The organism is Streptomyces sp. NPDC041122 (assembly GCF_055592445.1).
Genome location: NZ_JBVIYQ010000003.1, coordinates 561,746 through 587,317, shown reverse-complemented (window position 1 = coordinate 587,317; position 25,572 = coordinate 561,746). Strand labels below are relative to the sequence as shown.

General features: G+C 74.0%; 29 protein-coding genes. 18 read left to right on the top strand and 11 right to left on the bottom strand.

Annotated features, from left to right (window positions below; all coding sequences use genetic code 11):
* Positions 1–158 precede the first annotated feature (158 nt).
* The 3 genes from ACZ6B8_RS15045 to ACZ6B8_RS15035 all read left to right on the top strand — a co-directional run bounded on the left by ACZ6B8_RS15045 (position 159) and on the right by ACZ6B8_RS15035 (position 2,035).
* On the top strand, positions 159–608 hold the full coding sequence (locus ACZ6B8_RS15045) for a DoxX family protein (RefSeq protein WP_471607461.1): 450 nt from the start codon (positions 159–161) through the stop codon (positions 606–608).
* 94 nt (positions 609–702) lie between these two features.
* Positions 703–1,311 carry a hypothetical protein gene (locus tag ACZ6B8_RS15040; protein WP_471087247.1) on the top strand — a complete coding sequence of 203 codons (609 nt, stop codon included), beginning with the start codon at positions 703–705 and terminating at the stop codon, positions 1,309–1,311.
* A gap of 133 nt (positions 1,312–1,444) precedes the next feature.
* A complete protein-coding gene (locus ACZ6B8_RS15035) occupies positions 1,445–2,035 on the top strand; it encodes a hypothetical protein (RefSeq protein ID WP_471607460.1) in 591 nt (196 codons plus the stop codon).
* A gap of 52 nt (positions 2,036–2,087) precedes the next feature.
* On the opposite strand, the gene ACZ6B8_RS15030 is transcribed toward ACZ6B8_RS15035, so the two are convergent.
* Positions 2,088–3,470, bottom strand: a complete 1,383-nt coding sequence (locus tag ACZ6B8_RS15030) for a glutamate decarboxylase (RefSeq protein ID WP_471607459.1) — start codon at positions 3,468–3,470, stop codon at positions 2,088–2,090.
* 162 nt (positions 3,471–3,632) lie between these two features.
* Here ACZ6B8_RS15030 and ACZ6B8_RS15025 point away from each other — a divergent pair, with 162 nt between their 5' ends.
* Both ACZ6B8_RS15025 and ACZ6B8_RS15020 read left to right on the top strand, forming a co-directional pair.
* On the top strand, positions 3,633–3,890 hold the full coding sequence (locus ACZ6B8_RS15025) for a hypothetical protein (RefSeq protein WP_471087238.1): 258 nt from the start codon (positions 3,633–3,635) through the stop codon (positions 3,888–3,890).
* A 90-nt stretch (positions 3,891–3,980) separates the two neighbouring features.
* Complete coding sequence (locus tag ACZ6B8_RS15020; protein ID WP_471607458.1) at positions 3,981–4,340, top strand: hypothetical protein; 360 nt, start codon at positions 3,981–3,983, stop codon at positions 4,338–4,340.
* 3 nt (positions 4,341–4,343) lie between these two features.
* Here the strand turns inward: ACZ6B8_RS15020 and ACZ6B8_RS15015 are convergent, their stop codons facing one another.
* On the bottom strand, positions 4,344–5,579 hold the full coding sequence (locus ACZ6B8_RS15015; protein ID WP_471607457.1) for an FAD-dependent monooxygenase: 1,236 nt from the start codon (positions 5,577–5,579) through the stop codon (positions 4,344–4,346).
* 239 nt (positions 5,580–5,818) lie between these two features.
* Here ACZ6B8_RS15015 and ACZ6B8_RS15010 point away from each other — a divergent pair, with 239 nt between their 5' ends.
* The 3 genes from ACZ6B8_RS15010 to ACZ6B8_RS15000 all read left to right on the top strand — a co-directional run bounded on the left by ACZ6B8_RS15010 (position 5,819) and on the right by ACZ6B8_RS15000 (position 7,513).
* On the top strand, positions 5,819–6,172 hold the full coding sequence (locus ACZ6B8_RS15010; protein ID WP_471607456.1) for a hypothetical protein: 354 nt from the start codon (positions 5,819–5,821) through the stop codon (positions 6,170–6,172).
* 213 nt (positions 6,173–6,385) lie between these two features.
* Entirely contained in the window at positions 6,386–6,787 is a 402-nt protein-coding gene (locus ACZ6B8_RS15005) for an STAS domain-containing protein (RefSeq protein WP_471607455.1), read from the top strand.
* Between the two features lie 81 nt (positions 6,788–6,868).
* The gene (locus ACZ6B8_RS15000; RefSeq protein ID WP_471087223.1) at positions 6,869–7,513 is read left to right on the top strand and encodes a M23 family metallopeptidase; all 645 of its coding nucleotides are present in this window, start codon (positions 6,869–6,871) and stop codon (positions 7,511–7,513) included.
* 10 nt (positions 7,514–7,523) lie between these two features.
* On the opposite strand, the gene ACZ6B8_RS14995 is transcribed toward ACZ6B8_RS15000, so the two are convergent.
* A complete protein-coding gene (locus tag ACZ6B8_RS14995; protein ID WP_471087220.1) occupies positions 7,524–7,805 on the bottom strand; it encodes a hypothetical protein in 282 nt (93 codons plus the stop codon).
* 226 nt (positions 7,806–8,031) lie between these two features.
* Here ACZ6B8_RS14995 and ACZ6B8_RS14990 point away from each other — a divergent pair, with 226 nt between their 5' ends.
* Positions 8,032–8,304: a chaplin gene (locus tag ACZ6B8_RS14990; RefSeq protein WP_471087217.1), complete on the top strand. Its 273-nt coding sequence runs from the start codon at positions 8,032–8,034 to the stop codon at positions 8,302–8,304.
* A 93-nt stretch (positions 8,305–8,397) separates the two neighbouring features.
* On the opposite strand, the gene ACZ6B8_RS14985 is transcribed toward ACZ6B8_RS14990, so the two are convergent.
* The 7 genes from ACZ6B8_RS14985 to ACZ6B8_RS14955 all read right to left on the bottom strand — a co-directional run bounded on the left by ACZ6B8_RS14985 (position 8,398) and on the right by ACZ6B8_RS14955 (position 12,884).
* Positions 8,398–9,270 carry a tyrosinase family protein gene (locus ACZ6B8_RS14985; RefSeq protein WP_471087214.1) on the bottom strand — a complete coding sequence of 291 codons (873 nt, stop codon included), beginning with the start codon at positions 9,268–9,270 and terminating at the stop codon, positions 8,398–8,400.
* Positions 9,271–9,308: 38 nt separating this feature from the next.
* Entirely contained in the window at positions 9,309–9,713 is a 405-nt protein-coding gene (locus ACZ6B8_RS14980) for a tyrosinase family oxidase copper chaperone (RefSeq protein WP_471607454.1), read from the bottom strand.
* 32 nt (positions 9,714–9,745) lie between these two features.
* Complete coding sequence (locus ACZ6B8_RS14975) at positions 9,746–10,303, bottom strand: vitamin K epoxide reductase family protein (RefSeq protein WP_471087682.1); 558 nt, start codon at positions 10,301–10,303, stop codon at positions 9,746–9,748.
* A gap of 113 nt (positions 10,304–10,416) precedes the next feature.
* The gene (locus ACZ6B8_RS14970; protein WP_471607453.1) at positions 10,417–10,917 is read right to left on the bottom strand and encodes a DUF5949 family protein; all 501 of its coding nucleotides are present in this window, start codon (positions 10,915–10,917) and stop codon (positions 10,417–10,419) included.
* 239 nt (positions 10,918–11,156) lie between these two features.
* A complete protein-coding gene (locus tag ACZ6B8_RS14965; RefSeq protein ID WP_471087679.1) occupies positions 11,157–11,435 on the bottom strand; it encodes a hypothetical protein in 279 nt (92 codons plus the stop codon).
* A gap of 272 nt (positions 11,436–11,707) precedes the next feature.
* Positions 11,708–12,379 (bottom strand): hypothetical protein, encoded by a 672-nt coding sequence (locus tag ACZ6B8_RS14960; protein ID WP_471087207.1) that lies wholly within the window; start codon positions 12,377–12,379, stop codon positions 11,708–11,710.
* 265 nt (positions 12,380–12,644) lie between these two features.
* On the bottom strand, positions 12,645–12,884 hold the full coding sequence (locus ACZ6B8_RS14955) for a chaplin (protein WP_355810803.1): 240 nt from the start codon (positions 12,882–12,884) through the stop codon (positions 12,645–12,647).
* Between the two features lie 387 nt (positions 12,885–13,271).
* Here ACZ6B8_RS14955 and ACZ6B8_RS14950 point away from each other — a divergent pair, with 387 nt between their 5' ends.
* Genes ACZ6B8_RS14950 through ACZ6B8_RS14910 form a run of 9 tightly spaced genes read left to right on the top strand, consistent with a single transcriptional unit; the run spans position 13,272 to position 24,142 of the window.
* Positions 13,272–14,354 (top strand): DUF3344 domain-containing protein, encoded by a 1,083-nt coding sequence (locus ACZ6B8_RS14950; protein WP_471607452.1) that lies wholly within the window; start codon positions 13,272–13,274, stop codon positions 14,352–14,354.
* Positions 14,355–14,414: 60 nt separating this feature from the next.
* Positions 14,415–15,560: a glycosyltransferase gene (locus ACZ6B8_RS14945; protein WP_471607451.1), complete on the top strand. Its 1,146-nt coding sequence runs from the start codon at positions 14,415–14,417 to the stop codon at positions 15,558–15,560.
* Complete coding sequence (locus ACZ6B8_RS14940) at positions 15,557–17,059, top strand: exopolysaccharide biosynthesis polyprenyl glycosylphosphotransferase (protein ID WP_471087200.1); 1,503 nt, start codon at positions 15,557–15,559, stop codon at positions 17,057–17,059. Before ACZ6B8_RS14945 ends, ACZ6B8_RS14940 begins: the two co-directional genes overlap by 4 nt.
* A 45-nt stretch (positions 17,060–17,104) precedes the next feature.
* Positions 17,105–18,493, top strand: a complete 1,389-nt coding sequence (locus ACZ6B8_RS14935; RefSeq protein WP_471607562.1) for an O-antigen ligase family protein — start codon at positions 17,105–17,107, stop codon at positions 18,491–18,493.
* Positions 18,490–20,376: a murein biosynthesis integral membrane protein MurJ gene (gene murJ, locus ACZ6B8_RS14930; RefSeq protein ID WP_471607450.1), complete on the top strand. Its 1,887-nt coding sequence runs from the start codon at positions 18,490–18,492 to the stop codon at positions 20,374–20,376. Before ACZ6B8_RS14935 ends, murJ begins: the two co-directional genes overlap by 4 nt.
* Entirely contained in the window at positions 20,366–21,184 is an 819-nt protein-coding gene (locus ACZ6B8_RS14925) for a polysaccharide deacetylase family protein (protein WP_471607449.1), read from the top strand. The genes murJ and ACZ6B8_RS14925 overlap by 11 nt, the downstream gene beginning before the upstream one ends.
* A complete protein-coding gene (locus ACZ6B8_RS14920) occupies positions 21,181–22,374 on the top strand; it encodes a glycosyltransferase (protein WP_471087188.1) in 1,194 nt (397 codons plus the stop codon). Before ACZ6B8_RS14925 ends, ACZ6B8_RS14920 begins: the two co-directional genes overlap by 4 nt.
* Positions 22,371–23,021 carry a YveK family protein gene (locus ACZ6B8_RS14915; protein WP_471607448.1) on the top strand — a complete coding sequence of 217 codons (651 nt, stop codon included), beginning with the start codon at positions 22,371–22,373 and terminating at the stop codon, positions 23,019–23,021. The genes ACZ6B8_RS14920 and ACZ6B8_RS14915 overlap by 4 nt, the downstream gene beginning before the upstream one ends.
* Positions 23,018–24,142, top strand: coding sequence for a GNAT family N-acetyltransferase (locus ACZ6B8_RS14910; RefSeq protein WP_471087182.1), 1,125 nt, complete (start codon positions 23,018–23,020; stop codon positions 24,140–24,142). The genes ACZ6B8_RS14915 and ACZ6B8_RS14910 overlap by 4 nt, the downstream gene beginning before the upstream one ends.
* A 30-nt stretch (positions 24,143–24,172) precedes the next feature.
* Here ACZ6B8_RS14910 and ACZ6B8_RS14905 read toward each other — a convergent pair whose 3' ends face one another.
* Positions 24,173–25,492: a glycoside hydrolase family 26 protein gene (locus tag ACZ6B8_RS14905; protein WP_471607447.1), complete on the bottom strand. Its 1,320-nt coding sequence runs from the start codon at positions 25,490–25,492 to the stop codon at positions 24,173–24,175.
* Between the last annotated feature and the right edge of the window lie 80 nt (positions 25,493–25,572).

The following is a 25,572-nucleotide window of genomic DNA, read 5'->3' as shown; positions in this document are numbered from 1 at the left end:
GCCGGTTTCCTCGACCCAAATCTGACGATCCATCAGATGGAGGTTATGACGTCCCTACGGCGACGGCAAGCGCACGCCCGCAACTGGGCCCCTTGCGCGTTGCCGCCCGATCCGCTGAACTGACGCTCCGTCAGTTGACCGCACCGGGAGGGCGCTCGATGCAGACGATCTGGCTCAGCGGAGCCGAGTGGCTGGCCGTGCTCCGGATCGGGCTCGGCCTGTGGTGGCTGGAGAGCTGGCGCCACAAGGACAAGAAGGAGTGGTTCAAGGGCGGCGGCATCGGCTGGGCGGCGGGCATCGCCGAGAAGCACCGGTGGTCCTTCGTGCGCTCGGGGTTCGACACCGTGGTGAAGCCCAGGCCGCGCCTGATGGCGTACGTCGTCGCCTACGCCGAACTGGCCCTGGGACTCGGCCTGATCGCCGGCTTCCTCACCCCGGCCGCCCTGATCGCCGGGCTCCTCCTCAACCTGATCTACCTGGTCCTGATGATCCACGACTGGGCCGAGCAGGGACAGAACTTCACGATGGCGCTGGTCTCCCTGGTCGGCTTCTTCGCCATGAGCTGGCAGACGTGGTCGGTGGACGAGGCGTTGGGGCTCTTCCTCTGACCTCACCGAGCCACGGACTCACGGACTCACGGACTCACGACCTCGTAGGATCGTCCGGTCATCGTGGGCGCTACGGCGGGGGGCGGGCGGCAGGTTGGGCATCGGGGAGCAACTGGTCACGGTCAGCGCGGTGTTGCTCGGCGCGCTGACCACGCACGCCACCAACCACCTGATGGAACGCAGCCGGAACCGGCACCAGTTGCTGACCCGTTGGGACGGCAAGAAGGTCGACGCGTACGGCGACTACGTGGACGCGACGAAGACCCGGATCGCCCTGGCCGTCCGCGTCTACGAGGTCCGGGAGGGCCTGCGCGAGAGCGAGTGCGCGGAGCACGAACTCCGCGAGGACCTGTCCGGCGCCGGACGGGCCTGGGGCAGCGCCTTCGAGCGGGTCATGCTGCTCGGCGGCGACGACGCGATCGAGGCGGGCCACGACCTGAACGCCCTGGTCGCCGAGATCGACTGGCAGGCGACCGGCCGGATCACCGGCACCCTCGGCGAGTGGCGGGAGCGCAACCGCGCCGCGTTCCGGGCCATCAACGCCTTCCACGAGGCGGCCCGGCAGGACCTCGGGATCCAGGGCAGCGTGCGGGGCGAGAAGCACCCCGAGCGGGACCTGCTGCTGCCGCCCCGGGAACGGACGCCGGCGGCCGGGGACACCCGGAGCGCGGACGAGGACGAGGGCGCGGGCCCCCGTCCCTGACGCGGGGCCGCCTCCTGCCGGGCCCGAAGTCCCTTCGTACGTGAAGTCCCCTCGTACATCTGGTCTGTTGGCGCCGCACATGGCACCCTGCCCGACGTCCGAGACCCGGCGTCCCGCAGACGAGGAGACGGCCATGAGCGAGCACACGCCCGGCACGGCGGAACCCGAACCCCACGCCGGGGAAGTCCTGCGGGCCGGCCACGCCGCGCGCGCCACCAGCGCCGCCGCCCGCGCGGCGGCCGTCTTCCACCACATCGAGCGGCACCCGCACCCGCAGCCGCCCGAGGCCGGCACCGACCGGCCCCAGGGCGAGCCGGCCCGCGACAACATCCGGTGGAAGGCCGAACACGCGGCCCGCGTCTGTGTCCAGGCCCTCGCCGTGCTGGCCGAGTCCGCCCCCGACCCGGCGGCGGACTCCCGCTGCGCGCGCAACGCGGCGGCCTCCGCCGCGCAGGCCGCCCAGATGGGACAGGCGCACGACGCGGACGGCGAGGGCGCCGTCGCCGCCTGCCGGTCCGCGCTCAGGGCCTCGCAGGCCGCGGCGGCCGCGGCGGGCCGCGGCGCCCTCGGCACGGACACCGCACTGAACGCCGCCGCGGACGAGGCCGAGGCGGCCGCCGTCACCGCGGCCGAGCGGGCCGGCTGGATGCGCCCCGGACAGCGGCTGCCGGAGGTGCGGGCCGGGATGCGCAGCCCCGAACTGCTGTCGATGATGCACTTCTGACCGCCGCCGGCCGCACCGGCCCCGGCCGCGCACGCACGCCCGCCCGCTCGCCTCAGTGATGGAACCCCGACGTCTCCGGCGCCCCCGTCGACCCGCCGGACAGCCGCTCCACCGCCGCCCGCAGGTCCGCGGCGAGGAGCATGATCTTGTCGTGGCCGATGCCGTGCCGGACCAGGACCCGCTGGATCACGGTCTCGTGGCGCTCCGGCGGCAGCGGGTAGGCCGGGACCTGCCAGCCCCGCGTGCGCAGCTGCTCGGTGAGGTCGTAGAGCGTGAACCCGGAGGGCGAGGCGCCGCCGGTGAGCGTCCAGGAGACGGCGGGCAGCGCCCCGCGGCCGTCGTAGAGCAGCGTGAACGGGCCCATGTCCGCGACCTCGTCGGCCAGCGCCCGCGCGCTGGCCGCGCACGCCTCGTACACCTTGCGGTAGCCCTCGCGGCCGAGGCGCAGCAGCGTGTAGTACTGCGCGACGATCTCGCCGCCGGGCCGGGAGAAGTTGAGGGCGAAGGTCGGCATGTCGCCGCCCAGGTAGTCGACGCGGAAGACCAGGTCCTCGGGGAGGTGGCCGGCCGTGCGCCAGACGATCCAGCCGACCCCGAGCGGCGCCATCCCGTACTTGTGGCCCGAGGAGTTGATGGAGACGACCCGCGCCACCCGGAAGTCCCAGACCAGCTCCGGCTGGAGGAAGGGCGCGACGAAGCCGCCGCTGGCCGCGTCCACGTGGATCGGCACGTCGAGGCCGGTCTCCGCCTGGATCGCGTCGAGCTCGGCGGCGATCTCCGCGACGGGTTCGTAGTCGCAGGTGAACGTCACGCCGAGGATCGCCACCACGCCGATGGTGTTCTCGTCGACGTACTCCCGCAGCTGGTGCGGGCGCAGTCCGGTGGCGTCGGGCTCCAGCGGGATCTGGCGCAGCTCCACGTCGAAGTAGCGGGCGAACTTCTCCCAGCAGACCTGCACCGGGCCGCAGACGAGGTTGGGCCGGTCGGCCGGCTTGCCCGCCGCCCTGCGCGCCTCGCGCCAGCGCCACTTGAGGGCGAGCCCGCCGAGCATGCCCGCCTCGCTGGATCCCGTGGTGGAGCAGCCCATGGTGGTCCCGCCGTCCGGGACGTTCCACAGGTCGGCGAGCATGTGCACGCACCGGGACTCGATCTCGGCGGTCTGCGGGTACTCGTCCTTGTCGACCATGTTCTTGTCCAGGCACAGGTCCATGAGGTGGTGCACCTCGGGCTCCGCCCAGGTCGTGCAGAACGTGGCGAGGTTCTGCGACGAGTTGCCGTCGAGGGCCAGCTCGTCGCCGACCATCGCGGCGACCGCGCGCGGGTCGGAGCTGTGCTCGGGGATCCGGTGGGCGGGCAGCCGCCGCGCGCTGATCGGCGTGCTGTAGACGTCGTCGTACGCCTGACGGGTCCCCGAGGACACCTGGTGCAGCCCCACGATGGTGTTCCTTTCACCTCAAAACGGACGTGCTCGGATCCCCACCCTCACAGACCGCGGCGGAGAACGGGGGAACGGCACAGATCGCTCGGACGGTGGAATTGCCCGGATTCCTGACGGCGGCGGCGCACCCTCACGGACCGTTCCACCGTTTGAGAGACCATGAACAACTCCACGCGCATGCTCGCCTCCCTGTCCTTCGTCGCCGCCGCTGCCGCCGCCGTCGCCACCGCCGCCCCCGCCCAGGCCGCCGTGGCCGACGAGGGCAACCGCCACATGGGCCGGGTCGTCGGCGAGGCCCTGACCGACCCGACCGGGACGGGCAAGGAGGTCCTGGACGCGGGCAAGACCGGGCTCACGGTCGCCGAGATGGGCCTGAAGTCCGTGAAGACCAGCTCGCAGTCCTTCCAGTCGCGCTGACCCCGCGCCCGGCGCCCCGGCCCGCCCGCGGCACCCCTCGGTGGCCCCGTCGCTCAGGACACGGCCGGGGCCCCGGGGCAGGATGGGGACGTGCTTACCGTGCTGGTCCTGGTCGGGCGACAACAGGCGCAGGACCTGATCGCCCGGATCGAGAGCGTCCCGGACGTCTGCGTCCTGTCCCACACCCATGACAGCGGCCTGGCCCTGGCCCGCGCCCGGGTGCTGCTGCCGGACGTGCTGATCCTCGACCTCAGCGCCTGCTTCTCCGGCGACGCCGCCTCGGTCGTCCACCGGGCGCGCCTGCTCGGCCTGCCGAGCGAACTGATCGTCCACGCGGGAGACGCCGTCATCGGATCCGTCTCCCCCGGCGGCGGCGCCGACCCCGCCGCGGAGAGCGCGCCGGGCGGCCTGATCCGTACGCTCACCCGGCTGGCCCGCGCCCAGCGGTGACCGTCACTCCCCCGGACGTGCCCGGTCCGTGCCGTGCCGGCTCTGCAGGGTGCGGGCGAGGCGCGGCCCCAGGCGCTGCTTGAGCCAGCGCAGGGCCTGCAGCCGTCCGACGGCCTGGTCCAGGTGGAAGTAGAGCTGCGGCGGCACATAGGGCAGCAGCGGCGAGTGGCGCTGGCCGAGCAGGGCGAACATCTGGTGCGGCTCCAGGCCCATGTAGCGGGGCAGGTTCTCGTACCACTGGGCGCTGTGCCGGGCGGCGCTCTGCATCGAGAGCAGGGCCTGCTTGCGCTCCCTCTCGTACGCGGCGAGGGCGGCGGGGAGTTCCGCGGGCCCGGCGATCCTCCCCAGCGCGCCGGCCAGGCTCATCGCGTCGCGCAGCGCGAGGGAGGTGCCGGCCCCGATGGAGTAGTGGGTGGTGTGCGCGGCGTCGCCGATCAGGACGAGGTTGCCGTGCGACCAGGCCGCGTTGGTGACCGTCGGGAAGATCTGCCACCGGGCGTGGCTCTCGCCGTCCCTGCCGCCGAGCAGCGGGTGGCCGTCGAGCGGGGCCGCGAAGAGCTTCTCCAGGAGCCGCAGGGACTCGGCGTGGTCGAGCCGGTCGAACCCCAGCCCTCGCCAGGTGGCGTCCGAGCACTCCACGACACAGGTGCTGTGCTCGTCGCTGTAGCCGTACGCGTACGCCCAGATCCAGCCCTCGTCGGTCTCGACGAAGGCGAAGGTGAACTCGGTGAACACCCGGGTGGTGCCGAGCCAGACGAAACGGTTGGCGCCCCTGGTGACCCGGGTGCCGAACGCGTCGGCGTGGGCGGTGCGCAGCCTGCTGTGCGCGCCGTCCCCGGCGACGACGAGGTCCGCGCCGGCCAGCTCGCCGACGTCCGTGATCTCCCGGCCGAACTCCAGCCGCACCCCCAGGGCCCGCGCCCGGTCGGCGAGGACGGACCGCATCCGGTGGCGGCCGACGGCGTGGCCGGGGTCGGAGTCGTGGGCGGTGGTCCGGTCGCCGACGTGGGCGAAGCCGCCCCGCCAGCGCACGGACCGCTCCTCGATCAGGCGGGCCGACTCGGGGTCGTGGGCGTACAGGTCCGCCAGGAGGTCGGGCCAGTAGGTCACGCCCCAGCCGTACCCGTCGCCGGCCGCGTGCCGCTCATGGACGGTGATCTCGTGGGCCGGGTCCCGGAGTTTGGCGAGCACGGCCAGGTAGAGGGAGGCGGGGCCGCCGCCCACGCAATCGATCTTCACGCACGCTCCTGCGTTCGTTCGGGAGGAGGGGCAACGCGGAGGACCAACGTATGCGGGGGGCGGCCGGTCACGGCCGAAGGCGGACACGGTGTCGCCGTTCTGCCGGACGGACGGGTGAATTGCCGCCCCGATTCGCCGACAGGGGCCCGTACGTCACGGGCGGCGCATTGATCGTCAGATACGACTGGCCTTTCGCACGCGACCGGCCCTTCGAGCCGCCTCCGTAAGGAACACCCCACATGCACCGCACCCACCGGCGCCACGTCTCCTTGTCCCTGCTGGCGAGCGCCGTCTCCGCGCTCGGCGCCCTGGCCGCCCCGCCCGCGTCGGCCCAGGCCGTCCCCCCGCCCGCCGCCACGGCGGTCGCACCCCCGGCCGACCGGGTCGTCCACACCGACGGCCACGGCCAGGAGTCCCCCGCCACCCACCCCTCTCCGGCCCCCGATCCGGCCCTCGGCTCCACCCCGCGGGCGCCCCACCTCGCGGAGACCGGGAGCACCTCGCGCCTCGTCGCCCTGGGCGGCGCCGCGATCGTCCTCGTGGTGCTCGGCGCGTGGCTCAGGCACCGGGCCCGCCATATGCGCCGCGACTGAACGGGCGCCGTGCCCGGCCCGGCGGAGCCCCGCGATGATGGCCGGAGTGGCAGGGGTGTCAGCTGTGACTTGTCCGTAGTGGCTGACGTCTCCCTGCCGATCCTGTATACCCGCAGAGAGCAGATCGTCCGCGCCGCTTTGGACCCGACGCCGCGACGGCACCCTTCGAGGGCCCCTGGAGGTGTGATGGGTACGCCGCCCCACCGCTTGGCCATGTCGCGCATCGCGCACTCCGACGTCTGCGCCGTCCTGCGGCTCAGCGGCGAACTCGACCAGGCCTCCGAGAAGTTCTTCATGGACACGGTGGCGGGCACGGTCGACGCGGGCCACCGCCACATCGTCCTCGACGTGACCGCGCTGACGTTCTGCGACTCCCGCGGCCTGAACTGCCTGCTCGCCCTGCACTGGCTGCTGCGCCGCCGGGCCGGCGACCTGATGCTCGCCGGGGTGGGGCGCCGGCTGGCCACGCTGCTCGAACACAGCGGGAGCACCTCCCTGTTCTCCTCCCACACCTCGGTCGGCCAGGCCCTGCGCTCCCTGCCGGAGGCCGCCCGCCCGCACTGGCCGCCGCCCGCCGAACGCAGCACGGACGAGGGCGTCGCCCCGCCCGCGTGACCTTCGGCGCACCCGGGCGGCCGTACGCCAGGCGGCTCACCCGGGATGCGGGCCGGGCCGCGCGCCAGTGTGCTGGCGGACATGAAACATGACATAGCGAGCGTGCCGGAGACGGTCCTCACCCGGCGCCGGGCGCTGGGTGCCGCTGCGGGGCTGCTGGCCGGCGGGGCGATGTGGCCGGCCCCCGCGCGCGCCGCCGCCCGGCCGGACCACGACTGCACCGACGAGTACGACGCCGGGTTCGAGGACGCCCTGGCCGCCGCCGACGAGGAGTTCGGCGAGGAGGGCGTCCGCGGGCCGGCGCAGGGCCCGCCGCAGAAGTACGCGATGCCGCTGCGCCGCAGCTTCCGGGTCAGCGCCGCCTACGGGGTCCGCGGCGACTGGCTCGCCGGGCACCACACCGGCATCGACCTGGCCGTCCCGCAGGGCACGCCGGTGTACGCGGTGGGCGCCGGCGTCGTCCTCGTCGCCGGCTGGTCGGGCGCGTACGGCAACGCCGTGACGGTCCGGATGCCCGACGACCACTACTCCCTCGTCGCCCACCTCTCGCGCGTCTCGGTCCGCGTGGGCGCGGAGGTACGGGCCGGGACGCTGCTGGGCAGGAGCGGGGCGACCGGACGCGCGACGGGCCCGCACCTCCATCTGGAGATACGGGCCCGTCGCGGATACGGGTCGGACATCGATCCGGTGAAGTACCTCGCCGGACGCGGGGTTCAGCTGCTGTGACCGGCGTCGGTCACTGAACGGCGGGCAGCGCGTTCGTGACGGGCGCCACCAGGTCGGTGAGCTGGTGCAGCTGGTTGAGCTGCTGGATACCGCCGAGCTGGCTCTCCACGGTCGGCACCTTGGCGCGCTGCTCCTCGGGCATGCCGGACGTGCCCAGCGCGTCGAGGGCGCCCACCACCGAGGGCGAGGCCGTGTCCTGGGCGGGCGTGGCCGCGTGGGCCGCCGGGGTGGCAAGGGCCGCTGCTCCCGCGGCCAGCGAGACGGCGGCGATGAGTCGTCGTGCTGATGTCATGTTTTCAGAACCGGCGGAACCCGCCGAAGGACACGGCTTTCACCGAGCCCTCACTCAGGAAGCGCATTCGCCGCGCGCCCGGCGAAATCTTGTCGCATTCCGGGAATCGAAACCGCACGCCTTCATTCGAACCGCCGGACGCCGTGACCTCGGCTCGACGGGCGCCGTTAGAAAATATGCGGCTGCGTGTCGGCAGCCGCTCTTTCCCGAACTTAAGGAGAACGTGATGTCTCGCATCGCGAAGGCTGCCGTCGCCACGCTCGGCACCGGTGTCGTCGTCCTCGCCGGCGCGGGTGTGGCCGCCGCGGACGCCGATGCGTCCGGTGCCGCCGCCAACTCCCCCGGTGTGCTCTCGGGCAACCTGCTCCAGGTCCCGGTCAACGTCCCGGTGAACGTGTGCGGCAACACCGTCGACGTCATCGGCCTGCTGAACCCGACGTTCGGCAACACGTGCGCCAACCCGGGCGGCGACCACCACGGCCCCGGCTACGGCGGCTGAGCCGTCCCCGACCGGCCCCCGGCACGCTTGTCCGCCGGGGGCTTCGTCATGTTCCGGCCCACGGGGCAGGACTGGCGGCGGGACCAACTGCGACTAACTGCCGTAGGTGTACTGCCCCTTGTGCGAGAGCAGCGCGTCCGGGGCGACGTCCCACGGCGGCATCGGTTCGTGGCGGGCGACGATGCGCTGGTACTGGGCCGAGCCGAGCTCCGGCGGGCGGGCCGGCAGATAGGGCGCGGAGCGGGGGTGGCGGCGCTGCCAGCGGTCCCAGAGCAGGTCCACGAAGGCGTGGTTGAGCCAGAACACCGGGTCGTTCACCGAGGCACCGCCCAGCATGTGCCCGCCGACCCAGCGGTGGACGCGGTTGTGGTTGCGCCAGCGCTCCTTGCCCCGCGCCGACGTCCAGCCCTCCAGCTTGTTGCGGAACCCCTCGGGAGAGGTGGAGTCCCAGGGCTCGACGTCGTAGCGGCCGTCGGACATGGCCCACTCCACGTCCTGGGCGGTGGGCAGGTCGACGGGGTCCTGGGAGCGGCCGAGGTCGCGGGTGAGGAACGCGCCGTCGGTGACGTCCTCCTTGATGGTCCAGTGCCCGTTCCTGTGGGCGAACGGCCCGGTCATGACCTGGCGGTCGGAGCTCCGCCCGTTGCCGCCCATCAGGTCGGCGCCCCACAGCGAGCCGCCGGTGGTCCGGTTCCTGGTCCAGTCCCAGTACGGGACGGTGACACCGGGGTCGATCTTCTGCAGGGCCCGCTCGAACTCGAGCAGGAAGCGCCGGTGCCAGGGGAAGAACGAGGGCGTCATGTGGGCCACGCGGAGTTCCCGGTCGCCGTCCGACACGTAGAAGTCGATGTGCATGCGGACGAACTCGTCGTACTGACCGCGCCGTTTGAGCCCCAGGACCGCGTCCACGAAGCGGCGCCGCTCCGCGCGGCTGAGGCTGCTCTGGTTCCTGCGCGTGGCGGCCATGGCCGTCCCTTCTGCGGTCGGGGCAGGGGTCCTGCGGCTCAGTGGCCGCGGCCGGTCAGGGCCCGCAGGGGCCCGAGGGCGTCGACGGCTCCGCGCGCGGCGGCGAGCGGGGTGGCGTGCGACTCGTAGTGGTCGACCATGCTGAGGTAGCTGCCGTCCGCGCGGCGCATCAGTCCGAGCGGGCGCCCGTCGACGGTGACCTGCCAGCCGCCCGCTGCGGCCGCCTCCTGAGCGGCCGCCGGCCCGCCCTGGATGCGCCGGCCCCGGTACAGCTCGTCGAACGGCGTGCCGTCCGCCGGGCCCGGCGCGCCCGCCGGTGCCGGGTCCGGCACGGGCGGTTCCGGTTCGGGCGGGTCGGGCAGCGAGCGGACGACGCCGGCGGCGCCGAGGAGCGCCGCGGCCGCGGTCCCGATGAGGTGGCGGCGGGTGATCGTCTGCTTCATGGGGGAGGGAATCGTCCTTTCGCCGCGCGAATTCAGCTGGTCCAGAAATCCCACCAGCGCGTCAGAATGAGCATGCCGATGACGCCCATGTGCAGCACGGGAAGGGGCCAGGTGAATTCGGCCAGGAATACGCGCAGGCCCTCGGGGGCGGGCAGGAATCCGCACCGCACGTTGTGGGACGTCACGTACCAGAACATGAGGAGGGTGGCGGCCCAGGCCAGACAGCACCACAGGCACAGCGAGTGGATGCGGTAGAGGGACTGGAACTGCAGCCAGGAGCAGAACGCGACGCCGAACAGCGTGCCGGCGTTGAAGGTCAGCCAGTACCAGCGGGGAAAGCGCGCGCCGCCGATCAGCCCGGCACCGACGCCCATCACCACGGCGTACGCGGCGAGGCCCAGCATCGGGTTGGGGAAGCCGAAGGCGGAGGCCTGCGCGCTCTTCATGATGTTCCCGCAGGCGACCACGGGGTTGAGGCTGCACCCCGGGACGAAGTCCGGGTCCTCCAGCAGCTTGTTCTTGTCGAGGGTGATGACCCAGGCCGCCAGCAGCCCCGCCGCACCGGTGACCACCAGGAGCAGGCCGAACATCCGGCCCGCCGACTGCTCCGGGCTGGCGTCCGCGGCGGGCGGGGCGGCGGACGCGCCGGGTCCGCCGACCGCCTGGAGCGGTACCCGGTGCGAGGGCGCGGTGGTGTGCCGCATCAGCGCAGGCTGCGCGCGGGGAGCAGGCAGTGCGCGGCGTTGAGCATGGTCTCCTCGTCACCGGCGAAGGCGGCGAGGACCTCTTCCGGCACCGGCTCGCCCGGGACGGCCTCGGGCCACGCGCGCGTGGTGGCCATGAAGTAGGCGTGGCCGCGCTGCTTGACGGCGGCGAGCCACTCCGGCGGCACCCCGCACTGGGCGTTCAGGTGGGGCATGTTGACGACGGCGTGGTCGCCCTGGACGAGCAGGCTCACCGGCAGGGACGGGGTGCGCGCGCCGTCGATGACGGGGCCGCCGACGGGCAGTCCCGCCTCGTCGAGCAGGGCCCGCATCGCCTCGGCCGTGGCCTCCGGGCCGCCTTCGGCGTCACCGAGGCAGTAGGCCAGGAGGAAGGGCATGTCCTTCTCGTCCTCGGGGTGTTCGCCGCTCCAGGCGAGAACAGCCAGGGTTCCCAGATCAGTTGCTTGGAAGGCGCGCTGTTCGCTGGAAGTAGAGGTCATGGACGGAACCGTATAGACGGGGACGGGACGGTCCGGTGCCGTTGTCACCCGGGTGGCCCAACCGGGGGCCACCATCACACGATGGGGTCAACGGAACGGCGGCCACGTGTGCGCGCGGCCGAACTGCCTTTCCCCCGACGCGGTGCGCGGGCCCGGCACGCCGAAGGGCCGGTCCGTGGAAGAGGTGACCGGCCCTTGCGTGTCTCGGACGGCGCCCGGCGGGCCGGGTACTGCGGGGGCTACTTGGCGAGGGGGAGGCCGCCCAGGAGCTCGGTGGGGCCACCGGCGGAGTTCAGGCCGTCCACGACGTCCGCGACCGTGTTGACCACGGAGTCCTTGTTCTCGGTGTCGAGCATGTTCGTGCTGACCGGCTTGGCGTCGAGCAGGGCCTTGCCGGCGATGGTGTCGAGACCGCCGTTCAGGCTGGTGGGCGTCAGGTCGTCGGCGAACGCGGGCGCGGCGGAGCCGGCGAGGGCGAGTGAACCGGCAAGGACAGCGACAGCCTTCAGGGCCTTCATCATGTTCCTTTCTTTGGCAACGCGTGTCGCCTTGGGGAGCACCGTCCAGGCATCGTCTGCCTGTTGTCTCTCTTCTCCGGTGCTAACGAGCGCAGACCGGTACGGAAACTCTCCGGTTCAGAACTTCCCGCGCCCCACTCGCATGACGATCGGCTCTCCTCTTCATCACAACCCGCCTGTTCGGAGCGGTAATCGAAGAGCCCGCCGGGCCGAGGAAATCGGCACGGCGGGCTGCGGCGTGCGGCCACCGGCGAGGGCCGTCCACCGTGGCGTCAGACGCCGGGCGCCTGCGGCAGGGCGGCGGCCGGCGGCTCCGCCTTGGGGAGCGCGGGCAGCTTGGGCAGGCCCGGCAGGTTCGGCGCGGGCAGCCCGCCGCCGAGGACGGTGGCGACGACGGTGTTGACCAGACCGGTGAGGACCGGCGGGACCGCGGCGAGCAGCGCCTTCGGGTCACCGGCCGTGGCGGCCTTGAGCAGGGCGTCGACCGCCTTCTGCAGCCCGGTGACGGCGTCGGCCTTGGGGTCCATCGGGGCGCGGGCGTCGCGCTGGGCGCCCATGGCCGGCAACTGCGGCGCGGCGGGCGGCTGCGGCAGCGCCGCCGCGGGGTCACCGGCCGCCTTGGCCGGCGGTTTGGCGACCGCCTCGAGCGCCTTCTTCACCGCGTCCGCGTGCTTCTTGACGTCCTGCGGGGGGAGCTTGCCGTCCTTCGCCTTGAGCACCGCGGTGAGCAGGTCCGAGACGGGGGTCAGCACACCACCGAGAGCGCCCAGCTGCTGGGCCTGCCCGAGCAGGGCCTTCGGGTCGGGGGCCGGGGCGCTCTGTGCGGCCCGGATCTCGTCGCGGGAGCCGTCACCGTGCGTGGCGAAGGCCGGGCCGGCCGCGCCGATGAGCAGCGTCGTGCACAGGGCGGTGGCTGCGATACGCCGTACGGGCAGAGCGCGCATAGGTGGTTCCCTTTCGGTGATGCGTCGGATCTTGTGATCACCGTGGGATCGGGCCGGGCCCCCCGCAACCGAGCGACCGCGCATCGTCGCTGCCGTTCTTCTGACGCGTCGGCATCCGCGCAGGTGGGAAGTGGATGTGACGGATGGTCGGCTGCAGGCGGCGCGGCCCCCATTCGGGGCACGGCCGGTTGCCCCCGGTGGGCGGGCAGAAAGCGGAACGGCCGCCCCCGCGGTGCGGGGACGGCCGTTCCGTTCGGACGGTGCGTCAGTCGTTGGCGCACTGGTTGCCGAACGCCGGGTTCAGCAGACCGATGACGTTGACGCTGTTGCCGCAGACGTTCACGGGAACGTGGACCGGAACCTGGGCCGCGTTGCCCGAGATCACACCGGGGGAGTTGGTGGCGGCACCCTGCGCGCCGCTGTCGGCGGCGGCGACGCCCGCGGATCCGGCCACGGCGGCGGCGGCGACGGCGGACAGGGCAAGAGCCTTGGTGGTACGCGACATGGAGTGCTGCTCCTTGGTGATGTATCGAAGGACGGGAGGGATCCCCGTCCGGAGGGATCAACTGCCAACCGGTGCGGCGAGTTGTGCGCCCAGACGGGTGATGCTGCACGGCGTTCGGGCTGACGCGGCCGGATCGGATCCCAGTGCAGGTGGGGGCGCACGCGCGGTTCGCGAGGGCGCGTTTCATGCCTGCTGTCGCCCGTCTGCCACGCCCTTCACCGTTCCGACACACGGCATGAGGTTGACGGAGGGGCCCGTGGGAGGAGCTACAGTTGCGCTTCCCTTGAGGGCATTCCACTCATAAGCGTTCAGATTCGTTCAATTCATACGAATCACTCCACTCCGCTGTGGTTCAGACACTCCACACCTCGGAAGGCCAACGCCGTCATGCGTCACTCCCTGGGCCTGCGTCGCGTGTTCGTCGTCTCCCTCGCACTCGCCGCCTGCCTCGCGACGACCGGGACCGGCTCGGCCGCCCCGCCCGGCGGCGAGAGGGCGCGCATCGATTTCGCGCAGCGGTACCGAGCGCTCCAGCACGGCGGGGTGGTCCGGGCCGCCAACGCGTCGATCACCTGCGGCGCCGCGGTGACCCGCACGGCGGCCTCCTGCGACGGGGTGCGGGCCGGCCTCGCGGGCGTGAACGGCGACTTCGACATGGCCTACGTCGACGTCGACGACGACCCGAACACCTACAACTCCAGTACGGCGGAGGTCCGTCTGCCCCCGCGCTCGCGCGTGTCGTACGCGCGGCTGTACTGGGGCGGCAACCTCAGGGTCGGCGAGCAGAAACCGCCCAAGGACAACGGCCGGGTGCTGATCGCCGAGCCGGGCGGCCGTTACAAGGCCGTCGTCGCCGACACCCCGGTCGGCCACCGCGTCACCGACGGCAGCGACGCCTTCCAGGCCTCGGCCGACGTCACCCGCCTGGTGCGCGCCTCGGGCGCGGGGGCGTACACCGTGGCCCAGGTCAACGTCGCCAAGGGGCACTCCAAGGCCGGTGCCTGGGGCGGCTGGACGCTGGTGGTGGCCTACGAGAACGCCGCGCAGCCGCTGCGCCACCTGGCCCTGTGGGACGGCTTCGAGCGGACCGGCGCGGGCGGGCACCGGCAGGCGGTGCGGCTGCGCGGGGTGCCCGCCCGGGCGGCGGGCGGGGTCGTCGGCGTGGTGGCCTACGACGGCGACCGGGGGCGGCGCGGTGACACCGTCGGCGTGTCGGCCGGCCGGGGTCCGGTCGTCCCGCTGACGGACGACGCCAACCCCGTCGGCGACGCGCTCAACTCGACCATCAGCGAGCCCGGAAGGCCGATCAGCAGAACCCCCGCGTATCCCACCACCCTGGGCTACGACTCCGACGTCTATCCGCTGGCCACGGGGCCGGGCGCGCGGCGTGGCGATCTGACGGTCCACCTCGCGTCGCAGGATCCGGCGTGGGCCGGCGTGGTCTTCGCCGCCGTCGACGCGCGGCGATAGCGCGTGTTACTCCGCCCCCGCACCCGGCTCCGCGTTGCCACTGACTCAAGGGAGTCGCGCATGCCTCTGCCTTCAGCACCCACTCCCCCGCGGATCCTGCACGTCAGCCAGCCCGTCGAGGGCGGCGTGGCGCGGGTCGTCGTCGACCTGGTCGCCGCCCAGGCCGCGGCCGGCACCGAGGTGCACGTCGCCTGCCCCGCGACGGGGTTCCTGCCCCGGGCGCTGGCCGACCTGGACGCCGGCGTACACGTCCACCCCTGGACGGCGTCCCGCTCCCCCGGCCCCGGCCTGCGGGCCGAGACGCGGGCGCTGCGGCGCGTCGTCGACGCGGTCGGTCCGGCGCTCGTCCACGCGCACAGCGCCAAGGCCGGGCTCGCCGCGCGGCTCGCGCTGCGCGGCGACGTCCCCACCGTCTTCCAGCCGCACGCCTGGTCGTTCGAGGCGGTGGGCGGCGTCACCGCGCTCCTCGCCCGGCTCTGGGAGCGGCTCGCGGCGCGGTGGACGACGCGGATCGTCTGCGTCAGCGAGGCCGAGTGGGTCACCGGGCGGCGGGCCGGCGTCGACGGCTCGTACACGGTGATCCCCAACGGCGTGGACACCGCGCGGTTCACCCCGGCGGGCCCGGGCGAGACGCCCGGCGCGCGGGTGCCGCTGGTGGTGTGCGTCGGACGACTCTGCCGCCAGAAGGGGCAGGACGTGCTGCTGAACGCGTGGCCGACGGTGGCCGCGCAGGTGCCCGAGGCGCGTCTGGTGCTGGTCGGCGACGGCCCCGAGGCGGACCGGCTGCGGGAGCGGGCCGGGCCACGGGTGGCGTTCGCCGGAGAGGCGGCCGACGCCGCCCCCTGGTACCGGGCGGCCGACGTCGTCGTCCTGCCGTCCCGCTGGGAGGGCATGGCGCTCGCCCCGCTGGAGGCCATGGCCTGCGCCCGCCCGGTCGTGATCACCGACGTCGACGGGGCGCGGGAGAGTCTGCCCGCCGCCCACCGCGCGCACGCCCTCGTGCCGCCGGAGGACCCCGCGGCACTCTCCCGCGCCCTGATCGCTCTGTTGCGGGACGAAAAGCTCCGTGACTCGTTGGGGCAGCGAGGCCGTCAGCACGTACTGGACCACCACGACGCGCGGCGCACCGCCGCCGCCACCGACGCGGTGTACGGCGAGCTACTGGGCACGGCGCCCACCGGACAGAGGGAGTGCACCACCTCGTGAGTGCGGAACGGACCGTCGCCTCCTCATCGGGTCAGCCACGGCAGGACATCCAGGCTCCGCCCGGCACCTTCGTCGTCGCGCCACGCGAGGCCATGGGCCCGCGGGCCGGCACCTCCGCGCGCCGCCCCGCGCGGCGCCGGCGTTCGGCCGCCGCCCTGGTGGCCGTCGACTGCGCCGCCGCGCTGGCCGGCCTGCCACTGCTCGACGAGCCGCGCCACCAGGCCGTCCTCGCACCGCTGCTGGTGGCCTGTGTGCTGTTCCTGAACGGGCAGGGCCGGCTGTACGCGTACGCGGCGCTGCCCGCCGACACCCTCGCCCAGGTGCCCGCGCTCGCCGGGCGGATCGCGCTCGGCTGGTGCGTCACGCTGGTCCTCGCCTCCGCCCTGCCCCTGCCCGCGCCGCCCGCGCCGGGCACCCTGGCCGCCGCGGCCGCCGTGCAGTGCCTGCTCGCCTACTGCGGGCGCGCGCTGGTCCACCGCCACCGGCGGACCGCCACCGTGCGCAGACCCCGGCCCGCCCTGGTGGTCGGGCCCGCCGGCCCGGCGCGCGCGGTCGCCGCGGCGCTGCTGCGCCGGCCCGGCTGCGGCGTGCGGCCCGTCGGCATCGTGAGCGAGACCCCCGAACTCCCGCGCGAGGACGGCCCCGACGCCGACGCGGGGCCCGGGTCCGGCCCCGAACTGCCGGTGCTCGGCACCGAGGACGAGCTGCACCGCGCCGTGATCCAGAACGACGTGCGCGCCGTCTTCCTCCTCACCGACCGCGGCCCCGGATCCGGCGGGCTGCTGCCCGCGCTGAGCGGCCTCGGCTGCGACCTGTGGGAACTCGAACCGCGCTGCCCCGACCTCGCGCCCGCGCCGGGCGGGCCCCTGCGGTACGTGGCCGGGTTCGCCTGCCGCCCCCTGACGCCCACCCGGACCCGCCCGACCGGCCTCGGCAAGCGGCTCCTCGACATCGCGGTGTCGGGCGTGCTGCTGCTGGCCGCCGCACCGGTCCTCGCGGTCTGCGCGCTGGTGCTGCGGACCGTGGAGGGGCCCGGAGTGATCTTCCGGCAGGAACGCGTGGGCAAGGACGGGAAGTTGTTCACCCTGCTGAAGTTCCGCACCCACCGGCCCGCCGACCCGCAGGAGGCCGCGACCCGGTGGAGCGTCGCCGACGAGCACCGCATCAGCCCCTTCTGCCGGTTCCTGCGGGGCACCTCGCTCGACGAGCTGCCGCAGCTGTGGAACGTGCTGCGCGGTGACATGAGCCTCGTCGGTCCGCGGCCCGAACGGCCCTTCTTCGTCGCCCAGTTCAGCCAGACCTATCCGCACTACGCCCAGCGGCACCGGATGCCGACCGGTATCACCGGGCTCGCCCAGATCCACGGACTGCGCGGCGACACCTCCATCGAGGACCGGTGCCGTTTCGACAACGCCTACATCGACAGCTGGTCGTTCTGGCAGGACCTGTGCATCCTGCTGCGCACCCTCGGCTGCCTCGTACGCCGCACGGGGAGCTGAGCAGTGGCCCACGTCCCGTCCCCCGCCCTGCCCGAGCCCCGGCCGCTGCCCGCGGCCGGTCCCGGCGCCCGCCCGTACGAGGCGGCGCTGCCCTGGCTGCGGCGGTACGCCCCGGTCCTTCCCGTGGTCCTCGTCGTCGCGCTGCTCGCGCTGCCGGTGCCGGCCGAGGGCGGCTCCGCCGACGGCGGCGGCACCGGGACCGTGGCCGACGCGGTGTCCGCCCTCGTCGTCGGGTTCTGCGTCGTACGCGCCGTGCGGGCCCGGCAGCGGCCGCTGACCCGGACCGCCGCGATCCTGCTCGGGATGCCGGTCGTCGGCATCACCGTGGCCGCGTTCGGCGCCTCGTCGGGGTCGACCGGAGTCGCCGGGGCCGCCCGCTATCTGCAGATCTTCGTGCTGGTGCCCGCGGCGGTCCTGATGCTGATCCGCGACGCCGACCACTTCCGGCTGCTGGCCTGGTCGTTCGTCGGACTGGGGCTGTATCAGGGCGTCATCGGGGTGCACCAGAACCTCACCGGCACCGGCGCCTCGTACATGGGCGAGGACATCCGCGCCGTCGGCACCTTCGGCTCCACCGACGTCATGGGCATGGCCACGGTCGTCTCGTACGGTCTCGTCTGCGCGCTGGCGCTGGCCTTCCGCCCCCGCTCGCCGCGCCAGCGGTCGGCGGCCGTGGGGTGCGCGGCGCTGCTGTTCGTGCCGCTCGCCCTGTCGTTCAGCCGCGGGGCGTGGATCGCCACCGCGGCCGCCGGCACGGCGGTGCTGCTGCTCGCCGGGGTGCGCCGGGCGGGGCAGGTGCTGCTGGCCGCGGGCGCGGCGGCGGTGGTCCTGGTGGCGGGGCTCGGGTTCGGCTCGGCGATGCTGCAGGAGCGCCTGAGCAGCATCACCCAGGTCACCGACGCCCCCGACCAGTCGGTCATCGACCGCTACACGATGTGGGCGGCCTCGGCCGACATGTGGCGCGAGCACCCGGTGACCGGGGTGGGGCTGAAGGGCTTTCCCGAATACCGCGACAGCCACGCCTCGTTGGCCCTGTCCTCCGGCAGCGACACGGCGGGCGCCGGCAGCGGCTTCGTGCGCCAGCCGCTGCTCTCCCCGCACAACATGTACCTGCTCGTCCTCGGCGAACAGGGCCTGCTCGGGCTGACCGCGCTGGTCGGCGGCTGGGCGGGCCTCGTGGTGTGCGCGGTGCGGCGGTGGAGCCGGCAGCGGGTCCGGCGGGGCGGTCCGGGGAGGCCGGGCGGTCCGGGCGGGCCCGAGCTGGACTGCGCGCTGGTGGCCTGCGGCCTGCTGGTCTGGCAGCTGATCGACTTCATGTACGCGGACATCGGCGGCCCCTCCACGGTACTGACCGCGGTGGCCCTCGGCGCGGTGGCGTGGTGGGCGGTGGGCGCACGCACGCGCACCCGGCCGGGAGGGGCGGGCACGCGATGACGACAACACGTCCGGAGCCCGGGCCGACGGGGGCGGCGGGGCCGGAGCCGCAGGCCGCGGGATCGCCGGTCGTGGTGGTCGCGGAGGGGGCGGAGGTCGCGGGATCTCCGGTTGAGGTGGTCGCGGAGGTTGCGCGGGGAACGGCTCCGCGTACGCCGGTCCTCGGGAAGCCCGCCGGCACGACCACCGACCCGTCCGGCGACGGCACCGACGCGACCACCCGACCGCCCGGCGCCGAAGCCTCCCACGAGGCCACCGCCGAGCCCTCCGCCGGGCGCATCGCCAAGCCCTCCGCCAAGCCCGGCGGCTCGTTCCTCGCCAAGGCCGCGCTCGTCACCGCCGTGCTGTCCGTCGCCGGGTCGCTGCTCGGGCTCGTGCGCGACCAGGCGCTCGCGCACTTCTTCGGCGCCGGGACCGACACCGACGCCTTCCTCGTGGCGTGGACCCTTCCCGAGCTCGCGGCGACGCTGCTCATCGAGGACGGCCTGGCCTTCTTCCTCGTACCCGCGTTCAGCCTGGCGCTCGCGCGGCGCGCCGACGCGGTGCCCGGGGCCGCCGACCCGGTCCACGCGCTCGTACGCGCCTCGCTGCCGCGCATGACGCTGTGGTTCACCGGCGCGGGCGCCCTGCTCGTCGTCGCGGCCCCCGCCCTCGTCGCGGTGCTGGCCCCCGGCCTGCCCGACCCGCAACTGGCCGTCGACTGCACCCGGTTGACGGCCACCTGCGCCCTGTCCTTCGGCCTCGCCGGCTACTGCAGCGCGGCCCTGCGGGCCCACCAGCGGTTCGCCGCGCCCGCGGCCGTCTACGTCGCCTACAACACGGCCATCATCGCCGCCCTGTTCGCGCTCGCCGCGCCCCTGGGCGTACGGGCCGCGGCGGCGGGTGTCGCCGTGGGCGGCGGGCTCATGGTGGCGGTCCAGGCCCCGTCGCTGTGGCGGCAGCTGCGGACGGCGCGGGGCGACGTGACGCGGCCCGCACCGGATACCGCCCCCGCACCGGCCCCCGCCCCCACCGCACCGGCCCCCACCCTCCAGACCGCCATCATCTGGACCGTCCTGACCTTCGCGCTGTGCCGCCAGTCCCAGGTCCTCATCGAGCGGTTCCTCGCCTCCTCGCTGCCCGCCGGGGCCATCTCGCACCTGAACTACGCGCAGAAGGTCGCGCAGATGCCGATGACCCTCTCGCTCATGCTCTGCACCGTCACCTTCCCCGTGGTCGCCCGCGCCCTGGCCGACGGCGAGACCGAGCGCGCCCGCGAGCGGGTGCAGCGCGACGTCGTCCTGGCCGGCGGCATCGTGCTCCTCGGCGCCGCCGCGGTCATCGCCGCCGCCCATCCGCTCATCGAACTCCTCTTCCAGCGCGGCGCGTTCACCGCCAGGGACACCGCCGCGACCGCCTCCGTCATGCGCGTCTACGCGCTGGGCCTGCTCGGACACACCCTGGTCGGCGCGCTCGCCCGCGCGCACTTCTCCGTCGCGAGAACCACCTGGATCCCGCTCTACGCGATGTTCATCGGCATCGTCGCCACCGCGGGCATCGGCTTCCTCACCGTCGGCACCTGGGGCGTGCGCGGGATCGCCGCCGCGAACGCCACCGGCATCTGCGTCACCGCGCTGCTCCTGCTGCGCGGCATGGGCCCGCGCACCGTCCCGATCCGGATCCGCGCCGTCGTCGGGCAGCTGGCCCGGCTCGTGCTCGCCGCCGCGGGCGCGGCGGCCCTCGGCGCCGCGTGCGCCGCGCGGGTGGCCGAGCCCGCCCCCGCCGTCCTCGCGAGCTGCACGGCCGTGACCGTCTCCTTCGTGCTCCTGGGTCTGCTCCTGGGGGCGCAGCCCTGGGCTTCCGCCCTCCGCTCCGTGACCGGAAAGCTGCGTCATGTCCGTTGACCTCACCCCGCCCACCCCGCCGACCCCGCCGACGCCGTCCACCTCCTCCGGTACCGAGCCGTTCCTGCGGTTCCGGCCGCCCCGCACCCCGGCATGGGTGGCGATGTACCACTCCGTCGCGGACCCCGCCGAGGACCCGTACAAGATCACCGTCGGGCCCGAGCGCCTCGCCGAGCAGCTGCGGTGGATGCGGCGCCAGGGGCTGCGGGGCGTGTCGATGAAGTACCTGTTCGAGGCGTGCGCGCAGGGCCAGGAGCACAACCTCGTCGGGCTCACCTTCGACGACGGCTACCGCGACTTCGTCGACCAGGCCCTCCCCCTGCTCCGGCAACACGACTGCACCGCCACCCTGTTCGTGCTCCCCGGCCGGCTCGGCGGCGACAACGCCTGGGACCCCGAGGGCCCGCGCAAGCCGCTGCTCGACGCCGACGGCATCCGGCAGGTGGCCGAGAGCGGCATGGAGGTCGCCTCGCACGGGCTGACCCACGTCGACCTGACACAGGCCGACGACCGGCAGCTGCGCCGCGAGGTCGGCGGCAGCCGTGCGGCGCTGTACGAGCTGACCGGCCGCGAGGTGCAGGGGTTCTGCTACCCGTACGGGCACGTCGACGAGCGGGTGATCGGCGCCGTCCGCGAGGCCGGTTACCGCTACGGATGCGCCATCGCGCCCGGCCCGCTCGCCGGCCCCCTCGCCCTGCCCCGCGTCCACATCGGCCACGACGACACGGCCTGGCGGCTGCGCCTCAAACTCCGCACCAACCGGCTCAGGCGCCGCGTCCTCGACCGCCGCTCGGCGGTGTCGGGGTGAAGGTCCTGCACATCATCACCGGGCTCGGCGTGGGCGGGGCCGAGCAGCAACTACGGCTGCTGCTGCGCCACTTGCCCACCCCCTGCGACGTCGTCACGCTGACCAACCCCGGCGCCGTGGCCGAGGGGATCACCGCCGACGGCGTCCGCGTGACCGACCTCGCCATGGCCGGCAACCGCGACGTGACGGCGCTGCCGCGGCTGGTCCGGCTGATCAGGGACGGCCGGTACGACGTGGTCCACACCCACCTCTACCGGGCCTGTCTATACGGGCGGATCGCGGCGCGGCTGGCCGGGGTGCGGGCGGTGGTGGCCACCGAACACTCCCTGGGCGACTCGCAGATGGAGGGCCGGCCGCTGGGTCCGGGGGTACGCGCCCTCTATCTGGCCGGGGAGCGGCTCGGCCGGATGACGGTCGCGGTCTCCCCGGCGGTCGGGGCGCGGCTGCACCGGTGGGGCGTGCCCCGGCAGCGCATCCGGGTGGTGCCGAACGGCATCGAGGTGGAGCGCTTCCGCTTCGACCAGGCCGCCCGGGACCGGACGCGCAAGCAACTTGACCTGCCCGACGGGGCGTTCGTGGTCGGCGGGGTGGGACGGCTGGCCGCGGGCAAGCGGTTCGACGTACTGCTGCGCGCGGCCGCGGCGCTGCCCGAGGACGTGGTCGTCCTGCTGGTCGGCAGCGGCCCCGAGGAGACGGCCCTGCGGCGGCTCGCGGTCCGGCTCGGCCTCGCGAACCGGGTGCGGTTCGCCGGCGAGTCCACCCATGAGGCGGCGACGCGGGAGGCCGGGCCCGGATCCGCGCCCGGTCCGGCCGACGGGGGCGGGACCACCGACGCCGTACCCGACCTGCCCTCGCTGCTGTCCGCCATGGACGCGCTCGCGTCGCCCTCCCCCGAGGAGGCCTTCGGCCTGGCGCTGGTGGAGGGCCTGGCCAGTGGCCTTCCCGTGCTGTACGCGTCCTGCCCCGCCCTGGAGAGCCTCACCCCCGGCGAGCGGCCCGGCGCCGCGTACTGCCCGAGCGACCCCGCCTCCTTCGCGCGGGCCCTGCACGGCCTGCGCGGCGACGTCCCGCCGCACCGCTCGGCCCCGGCCGCGGTACGGCACTACAGCATCACCCGAAGCGCCGAGCAGCTGATGGGCGTCTACGCGTCCCTCGTGCCCGGCCCGACCCCGGAGGTGAACCCCCGATGAGCGACTCCGTGAACGAGCGCCCACGCACTGCCCTTCTGCGCGCCCGTCTCGCGCGGCTGCCCCGCTGGTGGGTGCTGCCGGCGTGCGCGGCGCTCGGGACGGTGGCCGGTGCGGGGTACGGCCTGTCGCAGACGCCGCAGTACACGGCGACGAGTTACGTCATCGCCGTGCCGCAGGAGAGGGCGGACCCGGCGACCGCGCTGGCGTTCGCCCAGGCGTACGGCCGGGTGGCCACCCAGCTCGCGGTGCTGGCCGACGCTCAGGTGGCCGCGGGCATGTCGCCCGCGCAGCTCCAGGACAGCGTGAAGGTGGCCACCTCGCCCGACGCCCCGATGATCGCGGTCTCGGCCACCACCGCCGCCCCGGACACCGCCGCCGTCACCGCCAACGCGGTCGCCCGCTCGCTGGCCGACAGCGCCAACCACTCCAAGGACAGCACCCAGGTCAAACTCCTCGCGTTCTCCCGCGCCCTGGAGCCGAACGCCCCCTCCTCGCTGTCCGCCGGGGTGACGTCCCTGGTCGGCGGCTGCGCCGGCGGGCTGCTCGGCGGCCTCGCCCTGCTGGTCCGCCCGCGCGCCCGGACGGAGGCGGTGCCGGGCGCCTCCGTTCCCGGTCCCGCGTCGGCCCTGGTGAGGAGCGCCCCGTGAGCGACGTGACGCCGGACGCGTACCCCCGGGCCGAACTGTGCGTGGACGAGGACGAGTTCGAGGCGCTGGCCGAACCGTGGAGCCGGCTGTACCGCTCGTGCCCGGCGGCGACGCCGTTCCAGAGCCATGCCTGGCTGTCGTCCTGGTGGCGCTCGTACGGCGTCCCCGGGCGGCTGCGCGTGCTCCTGGTCCGCGACGGCGGGCGGCTGATCGCCGCGGCGCCGCTGATGCGGGTGGACCGGCCCGTGCCCGCGCTGAAGCCGCTGGGCGGCGCGATCTCCGACTTCACGGACGTCCTGCTCGACGGCTCCTGCTCCGAGGAGGGCGTGGACGCGCTCCTGTCGGGCCTGTACGCGCTGGCCCGTACCGCGGTGATCGACTTCGGTGAGGTGCGGCCGGGGGCCTGTGTGGAGCGGCTGTACGAGCGGTGGCCGGGCCCGCGCAGGACGCTCTCCGACTCCGCCTGCCTCGAGCTGCCGGGGCTGCCGATGGACGATCTGCTCAAGCGGCTGCCGACGCCGCGCGCGCAGCGCACCCGGGCCAAGATGCGCAAGCTGGCGGCGCTCGGCGTGGAGAGCCGGGTCGTCCCCGTCGAGGAGGTGGAGACGTCGGTACGCCGGCTGCTGCACCTGCACCAGTTGCAGTGGCAGGGGCGCAAGGTGACCACCGAGCACCTCCAGCCGCGCTTCCACGAGCACCTGCTCCGCTCCATGCGCCCGATGGTCGCGGCCGGCGAGGCGGTGGTGACCGAGTTCCGGCTGGACGGCGAGGTGATGGCCGCGGACCTGACGCTGCTCTCCGGCACGCTGGCGGGCGGCTATCTGTACGGCGCCCACCCCCGGCTCAGGGAGCGCAAGGTGGACGTCGCCACGATGCTCCTGGACGCGTGCACCCGCCACACCGGCGGCGAACACCCGCGCGCGCTGAGCCTGCTGCGCGGCAACGAGCCGTACAAGCACCACTGGCGGCCCGAGCCGGTCACCAACCGGCGCTATCTGCTGGCCCGCAGGCGCACCGCCGCGCTGGTGTCGGCGGTGACCTGGGGCGTCTCGGGCCGCGAGTGGGCGAAGCGGCGCCTGCGCGACCGCAGGGCGCGCCGCGACGGCGGAGCCTCGTCGTGACGGCTCACGCCACCGCGGCGGCCCGGCGCCTCAGGAGCGCCGCGGCGCCTTCCACCAGTCGAACCGCAGACACAGCTTGCCGCCCATCCACTGCTCGACCCACGCGCCGAGGTCCACCGGCGAACAGCCCGGCGGCTTCCCCGGCGGCGTCGGACCGGTCGGATCGGCCGGTCCGGTCGGATCGGTCGGCAGCACCTCACGGCCGGAGAGCAGATCGCGGTAGACCTTCGACGCGCCGGGGTTGCTCTTGCACTGCCACACGCCGTGCGGGCAGTAGTCGGTGACGGTGTTGTACAGCGGCTTCTTCTCGTCGATCCACTGCAGCATGCGGCGCATGTACTGCTCGTTGTCGCCGTTGCGGAAGAGCCCCCACTCCGGGTACGAGATGGGCTTCTTGTGGGCCGCCGCGAAGTCGACGTGCTCCTGAAGTCCGTACGGCTCCTTGATCTGCTCGTCGAACGACATGCCGCGCGGCTGGTCGTACGAGTCCATGCCGATGATGTCGACGACGTCGTCGCCGGGATAGCACTGGGTCCAGGGCACGGCGTCCCGCCCCCGGCTCGGCGTGAAGTCGAACCGGAACTTCTGCCCCGGTACCGAACGCATCGCGGTGACCGCCCTGTTCCAGTACTTCTTCCAGGACTCCGGGTCCGGGCCGCAGCGATGGGTGTAGGTCGTGCCGTTCATCTCCCAGCCCAGCACGATCACCGTGTCGGGCACGCCCAGGTCCACCAGACGCTTGCCGAGGGTGCGGAAGTGGTCGTCGAAGTCGCCGGCCGCCCCTTGCCGCAGCAACCGGGTGACCTCGCCGTCACCGACGCCTTCCTCGTTGCGTTCGAGCATCGGGACGTTGAGGACGAAGAGCCGGTCGTTCTTGCCCTTGCGCCACTCGGCCCACTTCTCCAGGAAGTTCGGGGCGCCCTCGATGTTGCTCCAGCGATCACCCGGGAGATAGGTGTGACCGACCCGCAGTTCGGCCCCGCCCAGCCAGCGGCTGAGCGCCTTCATGCGCTCGACGCCGCGCGGGCCGTAGTCGAGATACGCGCCGAAGGCGGGCCCCTTCTGCCCGGCCGCCGGGCTCTCGGCGGGCGCGGTGGGGACGGCCGGAGCCGCCGGGACCGTGGGGGCCGCCGGGACCGTGGGGCCCCCTGATGCCGCCGGGAGCGGCGGCTCGGCCGGCGGTGCCGGGGCGGTCGGAGTGGCGGGCGCCGCGGGCGCCGGGCCCGGAGGGTCGGCGTCACGCACGACACCCACCGTGTGTCCGGGCACGGATGCCAGGGCCACCGACGAGACGATCCCGGCAGCGATGAAGGCGACACGTTTACCGCGCTGACGACGCCGTGGGGACATATCTGCACCTCGTTTTCCGACCGCACTTCACTGACACCTCGTCATATGTATTTCTATTGCGCCAATCGAGTTTCTAATCC

Coding starts and splice junctions, on each gene's coding strand:
- ACZ6B8_RS15045 (WP_471607461.1), top strand. CDS start 159: ATGCAGACGATCTGGCTCAGCGGAGCCGAGTGGCTGGCCGTGCTCCGG.
- ACZ6B8_RS15035 (WP_471607460.1), top strand. CDS start 1,445: ATGAGCGAGCACACGCCCGGCACGGCGGAACCCGAACCCCACGCCGGG.
- ACZ6B8_RS15025 (WP_471087238.1), top strand. CDS start 3,633: ATGAACAACTCCACGCGCATGCTCGCCTCCCTGTCCTTCGTCGCCGCC.
- ACZ6B8_RS15010 (WP_471607456.1), top strand. CDS start 5,819: ATGCACCGCACCCACCGGCGCCACGTCTCCTTGTCCCTGCTGGCGAGC.
- ACZ6B8_RS15005 (WP_471607455.1), top strand. CDS start 6,386: ATGTCGCGCATCGCGCACTCCGACGTCTGCGCCGTCCTGCGGCTCAGC.
- ACZ6B8_RS15000 (WP_471087223.1), top strand. CDS start 6,869: ATGAAACATGACATAGCGAGCGTGCCGGAGACGGTCCTCACCCGGCGC.
- ACZ6B8_RS14995 (WP_471087220.1), bottom strand. CDS start 7,805: ATGACATCAGCACGACGACTCATCGCCGCCGTCTCGCTGGCCGCGGGA.
- ACZ6B8_RS14990 (WP_471087217.1), top strand. CDS start 8,032: ATGTCTCGCATCGCGAAGGCTGCCGTCGCCACGCTCGGCACCGGTGTC.
- ACZ6B8_RS14985 (WP_471087214.1), bottom strand. CDS start 9,270: ATGGCCGCCACGCGCAGGAACCAGAGCAGCCTCAGCCGCGCGGAGCGG.
- ACZ6B8_RS14980 (WP_471607454.1), bottom strand. CDS start 9,713: ATGAAGCAGACGATCACCCGCCGCCACCTCATCGGGACCGCGGCCGCG.
- ACZ6B8_RS14975 (WP_471087682.1), bottom strand. CDS start 10,303: ATGTTCGGCCTGCTCCTGGTGGTCACCGGTGCGGCGGGGCTGCTGGCG.
- ACZ6B8_RS14970 (WP_471607453.1), bottom strand. CDS start 10,917: ATGACCTCTACTTCCAGCGAACAGCGCGCCTTCCAAGCAACTGATCTG.
- ACZ6B8_RS14965 (WP_471087679.1), bottom strand. CDS start 11,435: ATGAAGGCCCTGAAGGCTGTCGCTGTCCTTGCCGGTTCACTCGCCCTC.
- ACZ6B8_RS14960 (WP_471087207.1), bottom strand. CDS start 12,379: ATGCGCGCTCTGCCCGTACGGCGTATCGCAGCCACCGCCCTGTGCACG.
- ACZ6B8_RS14955 (WP_355810803.1), bottom strand. CDS start 12,884: ATGTCGCGTACCACCAAGGCTCTTGCCCTGTCCGCCGTCGCCGCCGCC.
- ACZ6B8_RS14950 (WP_471607452.1), top strand. CDS start 13,272: ATGCGTCACTCCCTGGGCCTGCGTCGCGTGTTCGTCGTCTCCCTCGCA.
- ACZ6B8_RS14945 (WP_471607451.1), top strand. CDS start 14,415: ATGCCTCTGCCTTCAGCACCCACTCCCCCGCGGATCCTGCACGTCAGC.
- murJ (WP_471607450.1), top strand. CDS start 18,490: ATGACGACAACACGTCCGGAGCCCGGGCCGACGGGGGCGGCGGGGCCG.
- ACZ6B8_RS14925 (WP_471607449.1), top strand. CDS start 20,366: ATGTCCGTTGACCTCACCCCGCCCACCCCGCCGACCCCGCCGACGCCG.
- ACZ6B8_RS14915 (WP_471607448.1), top strand. CDS start 22,371: ATGAGCGACTCCGTGAACGAGCGCCCACGCACTGCCCTTCTGCGCGCC.
- ACZ6B8_RS14905 (WP_471607447.1), bottom strand. CDS start 25,492: ATGTCCCCACGGCGTCGTCAGCGCGGTAAACGTGTCGCCTTCATCGCT.